A 13,588-nucleotide genomic window follows, 5' to 3' on the forward strand; every position below is an offset into this window, starting at 1 on the left:
AATTTTTGAAATAGAAAGCTTGTACAAAGTATACTGTCTATTAATGTCTAAAAAAAGAGAAAATACACAATTTATGTAACATTATGCAAAATTACATAAATTGTGGTCAATATTATAAATAATGAACGGAACACATATGTACATTAATTTGAATAAAAGAGAGTCCTTATAGGTGCTCACCCAATTGGTTAGTTATTAATTATCTATATTCATTGTAATAAAAGTATACTTACCTCTACATAACAACATAAAAACCCACTCTTTACTATTGTAAGAGTGGGTTTAATGTTATTAAAATAACAATTACTATAAGAAATTTTATAATTTATATTCTTTTAGTAATCCTACTAAGTTTTTTGTAAAATTCACCTTTTGTCTTTACATGATTAAACTGATTTGGATTAATATTTGCTTTTTGTGAGAGTAATATAATCTCTTCTTTTGAAATTGAGTCTTTCGTATTTATAGATGCTATATTTGTGTATTTTCCGTCTTCTGTTTTTGGAATTTCTAAAATCCCTTTATTCACAAGATCAACTACCGCCTTATGCTCTGAAGAATGTAAATCTACACCAGTAATTTTCCAATTATGCATAACTTTTGGTGTGTATACACCGTTCTTTACCTCTTTTAAATATGTAATAGCAAGGTTACGAATGGTTCCGCCTGTTTCTCCAAATGCATTCTCTTGTTTAGATGACCAAATTTGTTCAAACTTACGCCCCTCTAAAGCTCCACCTTTTGCCTGAAGAGCCTCCATTCTATATGCATTCATTCCCAACGTCATAACATCGCTCATTTTGATTGGTTTGTTTGTACGAATAGAGCGTAAATTTGTAATTCTGCTTCCATATGGTTTTGTTAAGTCAATTTCGTATTTTACGCCTCCAAAGAAATCGTTCGTACTGTATTTAGATGCACGGCGGGTTTTATCAAAGCTAACGGTTACATCTCCGGCACGAGATGAGTTAAAATATCCTGCTGCCCATTCCATATAGTCTTTTAAATCTTTTCCAGAAATCTTATATACTGTAATTTCTCCCAAGGCATATTGGTAATTGTACGCAATATCTTTTTTCTTAATAGGGCCTGTATCTAAACGGGCATAATCATTATCAATTTGATGGGCTACTACATCTGCTTTACTGTAGTAGAGCATAACTTCATGAAAGAAATCTGATAAAGGTGTTTCTTGAATCTGAACACTTGGAATACCCTTTATTTCATTTTCAGGAACAAGATTTCTACCCTTTAATTGAGCGACTACAACATTTGCATCTCCTCTCGCATATTCGTGAAAAGGTGTTAATGTTTCTTCAAGTGTAGGATCGGATAATATCGTTGTCCCATCAGCATTTTTTACAGGTATAGCGGTAGCAGTTTTATTTTTTAAAGCCAACTTCCCATCTTGCTTTGTAAAAGTAAGGTCAATACGTGAAATATGTGTTCCATATTTATCTGGTTCTGTAATAATTACGCCATTTACAACTTCTTTTTTTACAAGTTTATGCATATGAGCCGCAAAAATAGCACTTAGTTCCGGACAAGCATTTGCAATATCTTGAACACCAGTACCAGGGATACCATTCTCATTTTCTAGTCCCATATGCATAACTCCTACCATTACATCTACTTTACCTTCTAATTCCTTAATTGCCTTTTTCGTCTCTTCTACCGGATTTTTCACCACTAAACCATTTAAGTGATCTGTCCCTTTTTCAAAATCACTAATCATTGGTGTATTCATACCAATAATCCCAACTTTAATTCCACCTTTTTCTACAATTGTATATGCAGGAAGAAAGCGCTCTCCATTTTCCTTATAAATATTTCCTGCTAACGTTTTTCCCTTATATTGCTCACTAACTTTTTTCAATGTATCTAATCCAAAGTTGAATTCATGATTTCCAAATGCCCAGGCATCATATCCCATTGTATTCATCGCTACCATCATTGGCGATTGTGGCTTATCGTTGAATAATTCTACTGAGTTTCCTTGAATTGTATCCCCGGCATCTACTAATATGGTATTTGGATTTTCTTGACGGACCTTCTTTATAACCGTATAAAGCTGCGTCAAACTTCCACTCATATTTGCTCCATCAAGCGCATAATCCCAAGGCATAAATCTACCATGAATATCTGCAGTACCTAACAATGTAATATTAACTTCAGATTCCTCAGCCTTAGAGATAGATGGTTTGACTATTACTGCCGTTCCAAGCAGTAATAAAATTACAAAGTAACATACATAGTTCTTCCATTTCATTTTTTGCATAATAATAATATTTCTCCCCTTTTTGTACTTTCATAAAGTTGCTTGAACTTTAAAAATGTAACTTATTATTCAGGAAACTTCAACTACAAAAGATAATTTTGAAGGTGGTTCTGTTGCAAAAATAAAGAGAATAAATTGCATACATCCCCTAACAGAATTGTATTTTATCGTTTTCTGACAGAATACTCCTTCCTTAAGCGTGTGAAGTGTACTTTCAAAAAAATAACCCCGCTCTTCATTTAAGACGGGGTTACACTTATACAGAAAATCGGATAGTTTCATATTTTCTTAAGCTTATTGGTCACTTTCAACTAATTTCATTCTATTTTTGTTTTCTTCTGAATCAATATGAATCAACCGTTTCCCCTGTTTATAATACGTATCAATAAATAGGGAATAATTTTTACTTTTCAATTTCACAAAGCAATTTTATCTCTTTTATTTGTGAAATATGACGCTGTTCATGTAAATAGATCAATTCTATCCACTGATCAAGGGATAATTCTCCAAGAGCTGGATGCATCACTGATTTTTTCGCTAATATAGACTCATCTTCTATTGTACTCAGGAAACGCATCAATTCTTTTCTTGATTCGTTTAGCATATTGAGCATTTGCTCCACTTCAAATGGTTCTATACTTGGTTCAATCATTTCTGGAGCTATAAACTTTTTCGTTCTATCTAATAAAATAGTGTGAATTTCTTTACGCTCATTTTGGGTACTATCTAACTTTTTTAACCCTGAGGAAATAACTGTTATCACTCTCTCATCTAATAAAACTAAATGATGACAAACTTGTGCAATACTCCATTTATCCTTATCTGGTTTCCTATTAAATTGAACATCACTCAACAAAGTAATTTCCTCAAATAATTGATCTCTCGTTTCATAAAACTTGTCATTTACAAATGTATCCATGTGGATTCTCCTTTCATTGCAACCTACATACTTAAATTTCTACGCTAGAGATATTATCTTCAAAAAAAGTTTTTCTTTCACTACTATTCCAATTTTATTTTAAAGCCACAAATGAACTTATTTGTTTTTTTATATCTTTTTAATTGGCACAAATAAATCAACCTTTAACTTTCCGTCTAGATCTTCAGCAACATTATTTAAGCAAAACTCTAAATTATCTCTATCATAATCTGCATCATACTCACTATTTGGTAGCCACTCTACATACATGTATTGATACGCTTCACTTAATTTATGAGGTTCATCATAGAACTGGTATAGACCATATGTACCTCCATCTAATTTTTTAAATTGCACATCATGATACTTTTCTTTATCGAAGTTTTCAGGAATCGTAACACATGCATCATGCCGGCACTTATGACTTGCAACAAGTTCAGGATTATCCAATGATATTCCGATAAATGATTGCTCTGGTGGATACAGTTTATTTTCAATTGACCAATTCAGTAACTTTCCCCAGTGATCTTGCGGTTCAAAGTAGCTACCAGTTCGTCTTATATACGCTACTTCTAATGGTGGTAATTTTTTTATAACAACTTTCATTTATATCTTCTCCCCTATAAATATGTACACTGTTTAATTAGCTTTCTTTAACATTTATTCCTTCTTAAATAAAAAGAATTCTCTAATCATATAAAGTGAAACTTTAATCAGCGATGGTTTTGTTCATCCCCACTGATTATTAGTTGAACCAATCGGGCTACCAGTTAATGCGGGATAAACTTTAATTGATAACATGTATAACAATCTTGAATAATAATGTCCTATCAATTTATCATTAAATAAATGTAAAAAATGACCCTATTTATTCATTTTTAATGCGTATGTATGTACATTTGTTAATTTATTCGATATATTATGGGTATTGAATGATTACGTGAAGTGTATAGGTCGCTTATATAACACCTTATATTTTTATATCCGTGAAAACTACAAAGTGTATGAAAATCCATTTGTCAAATGAATTTAGTGCGGAAGGAGGTTTGTGGTTACTTCATAGGGTATAATAATCAGTTTTTTACTGATAAAAATATAGGAGGCGACATAATGTTTCGTACGATTTCAAATTTCATGAGAGTAGCTGAGATAAGAAGGAAAATCCTTTTTACACTAGCGATGTTAATCGTTTTTCGAATTGGCACGTTTATTCCAGTTCCTCATACTAACGCAGAGGTATTAAAAGTACAAGATCAAGCTAACGTTCTAGGTATGTTAAACGTATTTGGCGGAGGAGCATTGCAACACTTCTCAATCTTTGCTGTAGGTATTACACCATATATTACAGCTTCCATCATAGTACAGTTACTACAAATGGATGTTATACCTAAATTTTCGGAATGGGCAAAGCAAGGAGAAATGGGCCGTAAGAAATCAGCTCAATTCACTCGATACTTTACAATCATTCTCGCATTCATACAGGCCATCGGAATGTCTTATGGCTTTAATAATATAGCAGGTGGACAATTAATAACAGATCAAAGCTGGACTACATACTTATTTATTGCGACAGTTTTAACTGCAGGTACTGCATTTTTACTTTGGTTAGGCGAACAAATTACCGCTAACGGAGTTGGTAATGGTATTTCGATGATTATCTTCGCAGGTCTCGTTGCCGCGATTCCAAATGTTGCAAATCAAATTTATTTACAACAATTCCAAAATGCTGGCGATCAGCTATTTATGCACATAATAAAAATTGTTTTAATTGGACTCGTAATTTTAGCGATAGTTGTTGGTGTTATTTACATTCAACAAGCTGTACGTAAAATACCGATCCAATATGCAAAAGCTGTTTCAGGAAACAATCAATATCAAGGAGCAAAAAACACTCATTTACCGCTTAAAGTAAATAGTGCTGGTGTTATACCAGTTATCTTTGCTTCTGCATTTTTAATGACGCCGCGTACAATTGCGCAGCTCTTCCCTGATTCAAGCGTATCAAAATGGTTAGTTGCAAATCTTGATTTCGCACATCCAATTGGAATGACACTTTATGTCGGTCTTATCGTTGCTTTCACATACTTCTACGCATTTATTCAAGTAAATCCTGAACAAATGGCTGAGAATTTGAAAAAGCAAAATGGATATGTTCCTGGTATTCGTCCTGGTAAAGCAACTGAACAATATGTAACTAAAATTTTATACCGTTTAACATTTATCGGTGCAATTTTCTTAGGTGCTATTTCTATATTACCGCTCGTATTCACGAAAATTGCTACGTTACCACCTTCTGCTCAAATTGGTGGTACAAGCTTACTTATCATTGTCGGTGTAGCACTAGAAACTATGAAGACGTTAGAAAGCCAGCTTGTAAAACGTCATTATAAAGGCTTTATTAAAAAAGTGAATTAATTATCAAAAACACAGTTGGTTATTTTTCCAACTGTGTTTTTGATTTTATCAGTCCTGTAATATACAGGGCTGTTGCTTTATTAAACTACATCTCCTTCTCTAATAACCGCCCTTTTTTGAAATAAGTCCGTAGTGTTGAACGATTGGCCAAAAATACACCAATCAATATAAGACAAGCCCCCATTCCCATTGTAGGATTTAAAGGCTCTCCTAAAATGATATATCCCACAATTATTGCAATTAATGGTGATACATATAACCACGTCGATGGAAATACTGGATTTGTTTTTGATAAGAGCCAGTAATATAATCCGTGTCCACCAATCGATCCGATAAATATGAGATATAAAATAGGCCATTGCACACTCCATGAAGTTAATACGGTTACATTTGGTTGTTCTACAATAATAGATGCGATGAGTAGTAAAATCCCTCCATAAAACATTTGAATACCGTTAATAAGAAATGGTGATACATTTGATAAATCTGACAGTATTTCTTTTGAACGAATAGAGCCTATTCCGTAAAATAGCTCCCCTATAACTAAAACAATACAAGCAATACTCCATATGAAACTTACTTGTTGATGCATTCCTGGTAAAGAAACAAATATAACACCTATTAGTGCAATAACTAAAGCAACGAGTTGTTCCTTTTGTAATTTCTCCCTATTCCTCTTTGCTTGTATTAATAAAATCATCATTGGTCCCGTAGCAGAAAGAACAGCAGCTAATCCCGAAGAAATATATTGTTCTGACCAATATAAACTTGCGAATGTCATAAATGTTAAACAAAATCCAGCATACATAATACGTTTTGAAAATATATGTGGCATAATTTCTTTTCGCTTTAATTTAAAAATAATCATAAGGATTATACCCGCTAAAAAGAAACGAATTCCTGCTGAAAACAACGGTGGCGCTCCTGCTTCAATTCCAATTTTAATCGTTAAAAATGTTGTCCCGAAAATAATACATACTAAAATGTAATTAAAAATGACCATTTTACTTCCTCCTTTTTACTCTTAAAATGAGTATAGAGGCTATGGTGTATAACAGTGTATCGGTACATATAACAGTTACTTCAAGTTGTAGTTGATTCCCTATATATTTTTCGCTTTAATTAAATTAAAAAGAAAAATAGGTGAACCTATGAAGATTGTATTGCGTAAAGAATCAAACATACCGTATTACAAGCAAATATATATGCAAATTGTTGAAAGAGTACAAAGTGGTATGCTTTCACATGGTGAATCCCTTCCTTCTTTACGTTGTATGGCCACAGATTTACAAATCAATGTATTAACTGTTCGTAAAGCTTATAAACAGTTAGAAACGAAAGGGTATATACGCATCGAACAAGGAAAAGGTGCTTACATATATAAACGTGTAAAGAAAGATTTCAAACCGATACCGTATAAATGGCAACAATCAAGATCTATTAATGTTATGCGTTCTCAATATGCAATGAATAAACACCGTAAATATTATGATTTTTCACAAGCAATTCTGTATACCCGTCTGTTACCGAATCCATTTTTGGCAGACGAAATGCATAAATTGCTGGATAAAAATCCGATGTTGTTAGCAACTTATGGGCCAGTTCAAGGCGATTATGAATTGCGAGTTGAAATAGCAAATTACTTAAATGAACACCAGAAATTAGTGACGGACCCATCTCAATTATTAATTACAAGCGGAGCACAACAAGGAATTGATTTAATTGCTCAAACATTATTAAAACCTGGAGATACTGTATTAGTAGAAAGTCCGTGTTACAGTGCCGCGCTTGATGTTTTCATCAATAAAGGTGTTCAAATCATTCCTGTTTCTCTTGATAATCATGGAGTTCGCTCCGACTTAATTGATGATATTTGTCAAAGTAAAAATCCCGTTTTATTGTATACGAATCCGACCTTCCAAAACCCGACAGGTACAGTAATGAGTAAAGAACGAAGAATGGAACTTATAGAACTAGCGGGGCTATATCAATTTTTTATCATTGAAGATGATTCTTTCGGAGAAATATATTTTGAAGATGCTGTAGTACCACCTCCAATCAAAAGTTTTGATAAGGATGGCCACGTAATATATATAAAAGGATTTAGTAAAACGTTAGCACCAGGATTGCGTATTGCAGCACTTATTGCCGATGGCCCTATTTTTGAGTGGCTATATGCAGTGAAAGGTTCAATGGATATCGGTAGTCCTTTATTAACACAAAAGGCACTTCTACCGTTTTTACGTGCGGAACGTATGAAAAATCATTTAGAAAAATTACGAACAGCTTTACAAATGAGACGTGATTTAACAATTGATATATTATCGCCATTAAAAGAACTAAACTTTGAAATACCAAATGGCGGTTTTAATTTATGGGTGACACTGCCTGATTCGATAGATCCCTTTACCTTATTACAAAAAGCAAATGAAGTAGATGTCTCTTTTTTACCAGGAACAGCTTGTCTATTAAATTACGAAACAAATGATAACCAATTAAGAATTAGCTATTCAATGTTAAACGAGAAAGATATGGAAATTGGATTAGAGAAATTACACGATACAATACGAAACAGTATTTATTAGAAGTAATATCACAATAGCCAACAATAAATAATACCTGCAAATGAAAATGTATAGTATGGGATATTATTTATTGTTGAGCTTTTTCGTTATTCAAATCTAGTTACTCTATAAGCTGTAATCTTGATTATCATTCCACTTTAACTACAATCTTTCCTCTAACATGTTGTCCTTCACTCAAAATATGAGCTTCTCGAACTCCTGCTTCATTAAATGGCACCACTTTACTTATGATTGGTTTGATTTTCCCGTTTACAATTAAAACTGATAATTCTTCTAATTGTTTTCCATTTGGTTTTAGCCATAAAAATCCTGATTTTATTCCTTCTACTTTTTGTAGTGGTTCATGAACAATGGAAACTAGAACACCACCAGGTTTAATAATTCGAAAACTTTTTTCTTGCACTTCGCCACCTATTGTATCTAACACAATATCAAAATCTGATACTAGTTCTTCAAATTTATCTTTTTTATAATCAATAACGAGATCCGCTCCTAAAGACTGTAAAAATTCTTTATTTTTTCTACTAGCAGTCGTGGCAACAAAAGCTCCAAATGATTTTGCGATTTGGATTGCCAAACTTCCAACGCCACTAGCTCCAGCATGAATGAATACACGGTCATTTTCTTTTATTTTTGCGTAATCTACAAGACTTTGCCACGCTGTAAGTCCTGCAAGAGGAATAGAAGCTGCTTCTTCGTAACTAATATTATTAGGCATATGTGATACTAAATCTAATTGTACTGCAATGAATTCAGCATAAGATCCGCTTCCTATATTTTCAGGTTTCGTAAACACTTTATCTCCTATATTGAAACACTCTACATCTTCTCCAACTTCTTCAATAACTCCAGCTACATCTAATCCTAAAGTGATTGGAAATGAAAAGCGTAACTGTTCTTGTAAGTCCCCTTTTCTTATTTTCCAATCAACTGGATTAACAGATGTTGCATGAATACGTAATAATACCTCATTATTCTTAACAACCGGTTTTAAAACTTGTCTTTCTTTTAATTCTTCAACACTGCCATATCGATCAATAACAATTGCTTTCATTTCCTCTCCTCCTTGCTGTTTATTTTAATAACATACAATTATTTCTCAAAATTTTTTGCCTTGAATTACCATATACTTATTTTTGGGGGTAATTATGCAAAAAGCATTATAAAGTAAAACTTTAATCATTCCTCACCAATCGGGCTCTTACTGCCCGGCAAATAGCGGGATGAATTTCAAAAAGAATCTTACACACATCTTAGAATTATTCAAAACTGTATTATTAATTAAATTCAAAAGAAATGGGGCTAACTTTATGAGTGAAAAGATATTTAAAATAAACGGTATTGATATATGTACAGAAAGCTTCGGTAACTCTAATGATCCCGCTATTTTATTAATTATGGGAGCTACTTGTTCAATGATATATTGGGATGAAGAATTTTGTGAACAGTTGGCGAACACAGGAAAATTTGTTATTCGCTTTGATAATCGCGATGTTGGACGCTCTGTTACATATGAACCTGGCACTTCAAATTATTCAGTAACAGATATGGCTGAAGATGCAATCGGGGTATTAGACGCTTATCATATTGATAAAGCCCATCTTTTTGGTATGTCATTAGGTGGTATGATTGCTCAAATTGCCGCTGTAAAACATCCCGAAAGAATTTTGACGCTAACTTTACTAGCGACTAGTGTAATAGGATCTGATAATAATACTCGCGATTTACCCCCAATGGATGAAAGGATTTTAACACATCATGTAAAGAGCGCAAGTATTGATTGGACAAATAAAAATGATGTGGCAGAGTATTTAGTTTCAGGATCTCGTCTATTATGTGGATCAGAACGAATATTTGATGAAAATAGAGTTTATACACAAGTAAAACAAGAAATAGAACGCGCAAACAATTTATTAAGTATGTTTAATCACGCTTTACTTCAAGGTGATGATGCATATGAAGGTGTACTTCACTCCATACAAGCACCAACATTGGTTATTCATGGAACAGACGATACAGCACTCCCATTTGAACATGGCCTCGCACTAATTGATGAAATTCCAAGCTCAGTACTATTAACTCTTAAAGGGGCAGGTCATGAAAATCATCCAAATGATTGGGAAAGCATAATTACTGCGGTTTCTAAACATACATCTGAAATTTAGACAAACAAATAATTAACAGAAGGGGGCACAAATTGTATTGTGCCCCCTTCCATTTACAAACAAAAACCCATCACTGTATTCGTATGTATAGTGATGGGACTTCTTATATTTTTCTATGTTTAAAAAAATGGACAATCTAATTGATCAACAGATTCCCATAATTTTTTTTTTGCATTTTCGGTGGATGTATTTGCTTCTAGTGTCATGTTTTTAAAAGGGTTTACTTCGACTTTTAATAAGGATGAAGGCTCCACATATAATGAGAAAACATGGCTGCTTGGTAAAGCTTTTGAAACGTCAATATCTCCTACTTGTTTAAATAATTGCTGCGCAGCAAAAAAGAAGAAATTAGTTGGATTTGATTGTTTATTCAGCCACGCAAGCATTTCAGGTGATACCGATTTATGAATATTGATTTTTACTCGATCACCACGTTTATATCGCCTAGATCGCATACTTCCACCAACTAACTTATCGTTAAGTTTGTAAATCCTAACTCTTTTTGCTTATGCTCTCTATATTTTGGCGAACAAGTATAAACTAATAATCCTCGTGCATTTGTAAATAACGGATTATCTACAAAGATTACATTTTTGAGTCGTCCTTTTTGCTTTAAAATCATTTTTAAACTGTTTTTAATAATTACTGCACCCCCGCCATAAATAAACACGTATGGATCGTCTTTCATATCATCAATTTTATTTATAATATCTGTTGCAACACGTGCTGCTAAACCTAATAGCGCTGGCTGTGATTCCTCAACTAATAAGGTATTTCTCGGATGCTTATCATTTAAATAAATTTGATTGAATTCTGTAATACTATCAATCGTCTTAGTTGGATACTTCCGGTTCCATCTCGTAATGATTTGTAGTAACGTCTCTTTTACACCATAAGATAAACCTTTACTTAGTTGCGGACGGAAATTTACCCCTAATGAAACGACTTCTTCTGTCGTCCCTGCACCAATATCAAAAGAGAGTAGAGTTTTATCTACAAAATCAATTTCAGAAACTTGATTTTGCTCACATTCTATTTTATGTTTCACAACATTTCCTTCTTCATCGTATACAATGCCCCACGTCCCAGAAGCACCCTCAGGCAGGCATTTACAATACTCAATTGAAACATTAATTGTCACATCGCGTCCGTTCGGATAATGGAAAATAACCTTATGATTTCCCATATAACGTTTTGCATTTTCAGCAGCTATTTCTTGTGTAATAAGCTGCATAGGAAGAGCGACAGATAAATCATAACGAATATTAATATGGCTAGAAGTTGGACTTTGACGCATAGCGCTTACCGCCAAACCTGATAGTATTGTAATAACCATTAACTCATCCGTTGACTTATTTGATTTCTTCTCTACCTCAGTACCTTTTAATTGATCTTGAATGACTTTTTCTCCAACGATGTATCGTACATTATTTAGCATTAACGATGGCGAACTTATAGTCACATCAATGTGGTTTTCTAATTCAGATAATGAAACATCTACCTCATCTAAGAGTCCTGTCGGCTCACCTATATATAAAGAATAAATACTCGGAATAAAAATAGGGTCTTGCCCTTTCACCATTAACTTCAAACCGTTGTTTCCTGCATCTGCACCAGCTTTTAAAAGTATAGACATAACTACCCCCTAAATTAATCTGACATCCCTTCCAAATATATGCGAGCCCATTCTTTTACATTCAAATGTATTGTAATTTTTTATTTATCATAAAACCAAAATATTGCATACTTACATATTATATGTAAAAAGTATTTGACATGATACTTTTCCAATTTTATACTTATATTTGTAAAGAGTTTTTTACAATCGAGGGGGGGCGATTATTTATTGAATACTAAAAAAACTATTTTTATAATCATTGTTTTAGCATTAATTGCAATACTAGTACATGGCACATATAAATACATCACTGAAGGTTCTATTTTGGGTGGTACGATTTTTGCTATCTCGTTAATACTTAGTAATTTAATTAATCACATTACTTGGGGAGATCCCCACGGTGTGTCAGAAGAAAGTCAAGATGAAATGGGCCAACAAATTACATATAAAAGCTTTAAAATTGCGTATTTTGTGCTTGTAGTTGTAATGTTCCTTTTATTAATCTTCTCCGAAGGATTTTCTATGGGGGCTAATTTAGATGGCGTTAAAAACCTCCCTCTGTTCATCGCAATTTGCTCTTCATTCTTTATTTATCCTATTGTCGAACTCATAGTTGCAAAACAATATAAGTAAAAAGATGAGGTTTTCTACATGTAGAAAACCTCATCTTTTTATATTTACATACTCTCTACAATTGCTTTTAATTTATTCACAGTCCGCCAATTCCTAACTGTAGCTGGTGTATGTAACTTCTGAAACTGGTTCATTAATTTAGAATTTCGAATGCTATTTTTGAAAAATAAATAAACGACCTTCTCATCTATATAGCAATCTTCAAGTTCACTTTTAAATGTAAGCAATTGACTACTCTCTTCTTCAGAAAGTACATTAGCTAAAAAAGCAATATGAACACTTTCTCCTTCTAACAATGAATGAACTTCATATGGACATTGTTTAATAATATTTATAAATTCATCATGTGTTCTTAGCATGACTGGAACATCGAAATCAAATTCTTTTTTTATTTCAGATTGTATTTGGTCCTTTAGAAAGTTTATACCTTCCTCAGATTCGAACACAATATTACCACTTTGTATATATGTTTTCACTTGTTTTAACCCTATTGATTCAAACACTCGTTTTAAATCAGCCATTTTGATTACTTTATGGCCACCGACATTGATTCCTCTTAGTAATGCAATATAAAGTGTCATATTATCCCCCCCACAGTAAAATGAACTTATCAATTGAATCGGTTTTCCCACTCATATTTCTCGGATATTTGTTTTAATTCTTCTAACATATCATGAATAGATAATACCTCAAATAAAATAATAGATTCACTTGAAAAATGGTGATGATAATGATTTGGTTTATAATCTTTTAAATCATTTTTATAACTCCAAGTTGGGATGTTAAAAAAAATCACAAACTAACACTGTAAGAAAAACTGCAATCCCAGTTTTAATCACTCTTCCTCCAACGATATTCCATTTTCTATCTTGATTCATTTTTTATATCCTTCATTCCTGTTTCATTTTATATACATATATTATATATTGTTAAAATAAAAAAACCTACTACTTGAATATTCAAGAGTAAGTTTTC

13 protein-coding genes are annotated in these 13,588 nt (G+C 32.8%); 4 read left to right on the forward strand and 9 right to left on the reverse strand.

Annotation, left to right across the window (positions count from 1 at the left end; genetic code table 11):
• Positions 1 to 325: 325 nt before the first annotated feature.
• The 3 genes from MHH55_RS07695 to MHH55_RS07705 all read right to left on the reverse strand — a co-directional run bounded on the left by MHH55_RS07695 (position 326) and on the right by MHH55_RS07705 (position 3,803).
• Complete coding sequence (locus tag MHH55_RS07695) at positions 326 to 2,278, reverse strand: bifunctional metallophosphatase/5'-nucleotidase (RefSeq protein ID WP_001171090.1); 1,953 nt, start codon at positions 2,276 to 2,278, stop codon at positions 326 to 328.
• A 403-nt stretch (positions 2,279 to 2,681) separates the two neighbouring features.
• On the reverse strand, positions 2,682 to 3,197 hold the full coding sequence (locus MHH55_RS07700; protein WP_000379368.1) for a DinB family protein: 516 nt from the start codon (positions 3,195 to 3,197) through the stop codon (positions 2,682 to 2,684).
• Between the two features lie 129 nt (positions 3,198 to 3,326).
• A complete protein-coding gene (locus tag MHH55_RS07705) occupies positions 3,327 to 3,803 on the reverse strand; it encodes an AraC family transcriptional regulator (protein ID WP_000869612.1) in 477 nt (158 codons plus the stop codon).
• 504 nt (positions 3,804 to 4,307) lie between these two features.
• On the opposite strand from MHH55_RS07705, the gene secY reads away from it, so the two are divergent.
• The gene (secY, locus tag MHH55_RS07710; protein WP_000490135.1) at positions 4,308 to 5,612 is read left to right on the forward strand and encodes a preprotein translocase subunit SecY; all 1,305 of its coding nucleotides are present in this window, start codon (positions 4,308 to 4,310) and stop codon (positions 5,610 to 5,612) included.
• Between the two features lie 85 nt (positions 5,613 to 5,697).
• Here the strand turns inward: secY and MHH55_RS07715 are convergent, their stop codons facing one another.
• Positions 5,698 to 6,615, reverse strand: coding sequence for a DMT family transporter (locus MHH55_RS07715; RefSeq protein WP_000234337.1), 918 nt, complete (start codon positions 6,613 to 6,615; stop codon positions 5,698 to 5,700).
• Between the two features lie 148 nt (positions 6,616 to 6,763).
• Here MHH55_RS07715 and pdxR point away from each other — a divergent pair, with 148 nt between their 5' ends.
• Positions 6,764 to 8,197: a MocR-like pyridoxine biosynthesis transcription factor PdxR gene (gene pdxR, locus MHH55_RS07720; protein WP_078187983.1), complete on the forward strand. Its 1,434-nt coding sequence runs from the start codon at positions 6,764 to 6,766 to the stop codon at positions 8,195 to 8,197.
• A gap of 127 nt (positions 8,198 to 8,324) precedes the next feature.
• Here pdxR and MHH55_RS07725 read toward each other — a convergent pair whose 3' ends face one another.
• Positions 8,325 to 9,251, reverse strand: coding sequence for an NADP-dependent oxidoreductase (locus MHH55_RS07725; RefSeq protein ID WP_078187984.1), 927 nt, complete (start codon positions 9,249 to 9,251; stop codon positions 8,325 to 8,327).
• Between the two features lie 256 nt (positions 9,252 to 9,507).
• Between MHH55_RS07725 and MHH55_RS07730 the strand changes: the two genes are divergently transcribed.
• Positions 9,508 to 10,362, forward strand: coding sequence for an alpha/beta fold hydrolase (locus MHH55_RS07730; RefSeq protein ID WP_001290786.1), 855 nt, complete (start codon positions 9,508 to 9,510; stop codon positions 10,360 to 10,362).
• A gap of 119 nt (positions 10,363 to 10,481) precedes the next feature.
• Here MHH55_RS07730 and MHH55_RS07735 read toward each other — a convergent pair whose 3' ends face one another.
• On the reverse strand, positions 10,482 to 10,817 hold the full coding sequence (locus MHH55_RS07735) for a hypothetical protein (protein WP_001257761.1): 336 nt from the start codon (positions 10,815 to 10,817) through the stop codon (positions 10,482 to 10,484).
• Between the two features lie 11 nt (positions 10,818 to 10,828).
• Positions 10,829 to 11,998, reverse strand: a complete 1,170-nt coding sequence (locus MHH55_RS07740) for a ParM/StbA family protein (protein WP_000025622.1) — start codon at positions 11,996 to 11,998, stop codon at positions 10,829 to 10,831.
• A 210-nt stretch (positions 11,999 to 12,208) separates the two neighbouring features.
• On the opposite strand from MHH55_RS07740, the gene MHH55_RS07745 reads away from it, so the two are divergent.
• Positions 12,209 to 12,613 (forward strand): hypothetical protein, encoded by a 405-nt coding sequence (locus MHH55_RS07745; RefSeq protein WP_001093141.1) that lies wholly within the window; start codon positions 12,209 to 12,211, stop codon positions 12,611 to 12,613.
• Positions 12,614 to 12,657: 44 nt separating this feature from the next.
• On the opposite strand, the gene MHH55_RS07750 is transcribed toward MHH55_RS07745, so the two are convergent.
• Both MHH55_RS07750 and MHH55_RS07755 read right to left on the reverse strand, forming a co-directional pair.
• Complete coding sequence (locus MHH55_RS07750) at positions 12,658 to 13,194, reverse strand: DUF1697 domain-containing protein (RefSeq protein ID WP_000177387.1); 537 nt, start codon at positions 13,192 to 13,194, stop codon at positions 12,658 to 12,660.
• Positions 13,195 to 13,223: 29 nt separating this feature from the next.
• Positions 13,224 to 13,409, reverse strand: coding sequence for a hypothetical protein (locus tag MHH55_RS07755; protein ID WP_000575901.1), 186 nt, complete (start codon positions 13,407 to 13,409; stop codon positions 13,224 to 13,226).
• Positions 13,410 to 13,588: the final 179 nt, after the last annotated feature.

Source organism: Bacillus sp. FSL K6-2944 (assembly GCF_038005385.1).
Classification (GTDB): Bacteria; Bacillota; Bacilli; order Bacillales; family Bacillaceae_G; genus Bacillus_A; species Bacillus_A cereus.

What these genes read in the sequence shown, in the direction of transcription:
- MHH55_RS07715 (WP_000234337.1), bottom strand. Translation starts at nt 6,615, where the DNA reads ATGGTCATTTTTAATTACATTTTAGTATGTATTATTTTCGGGACAACA.
- pdxR (WP_078187983.1), top strand. Translation starts at nt 6,764, where the DNA reads ATGAAGATTGTATTGCGTAAAGAATCAAACATACCGTATTACAAGCAA.
- MHH55_RS07735 (WP_001257761.1), bottom strand. Translation starts at nt 10,817, where the DNA reads ATGCGATCTAGGCGATATAAACGTGGTGATCGAGTAAAAATCAATATT.
- MHH55_RS07730 (WP_001290786.1), top strand. Translation starts at nt 9,508, where the DNA reads ATGAGTGAAAAGATATTTAAAATAAACGGTATTGATATATGTACAGAA.
- secY (WP_000490135.1), top strand. Translation starts at nt 4,308, where the DNA reads ATGTTTCGTACGATTTCAAATTTCATGAGAGTAGCTGAGATAAGAAGG.
- MHH55_RS07700 (WP_000379368.1), bottom strand. Translation starts at nt 3,197, where the DNA reads ATGGATACATTTGTAAATGACAAGTTTTATGAAACGAGAGATCAATTA.
- MHH55_RS07750 (WP_000177387.1), bottom strand. Translation starts at nt 13,194, where the DNA reads ATGACACTTTATATTGCATTACTAAGAGGAATCAATGTCGGTGGCCAT.
- MHH55_RS07695 (WP_001171090.1), bottom strand. Translation starts at nt 2,278, where the DNA reads ATGCAAAAAATGAAATGGAAGAACTATGTATGTTACTTTGTAATTTTA.
- MHH55_RS07705 (WP_000869612.1), bottom strand. Translation starts at nt 3,803, where the DNA reads ATGAAAGTTGTTATAAAAAAATTACCACCATTAGAAGTAGCGTATATA.
- MHH55_RS07740 (WP_000025622.1), bottom strand. Translation starts at nt 11,998, where the DNA reads ATGTCTATACTTTTAAAAGCTGGTGCAGATGCAGGAAACAACGGTTTG.
- MHH55_RS07725 (WP_078187984.1), bottom strand. Translation starts at nt 9,251, where the DNA reads ATGAAAGCAATTGTTATTGATCGATATGGCAGTGTTGAAGAATTAAAA.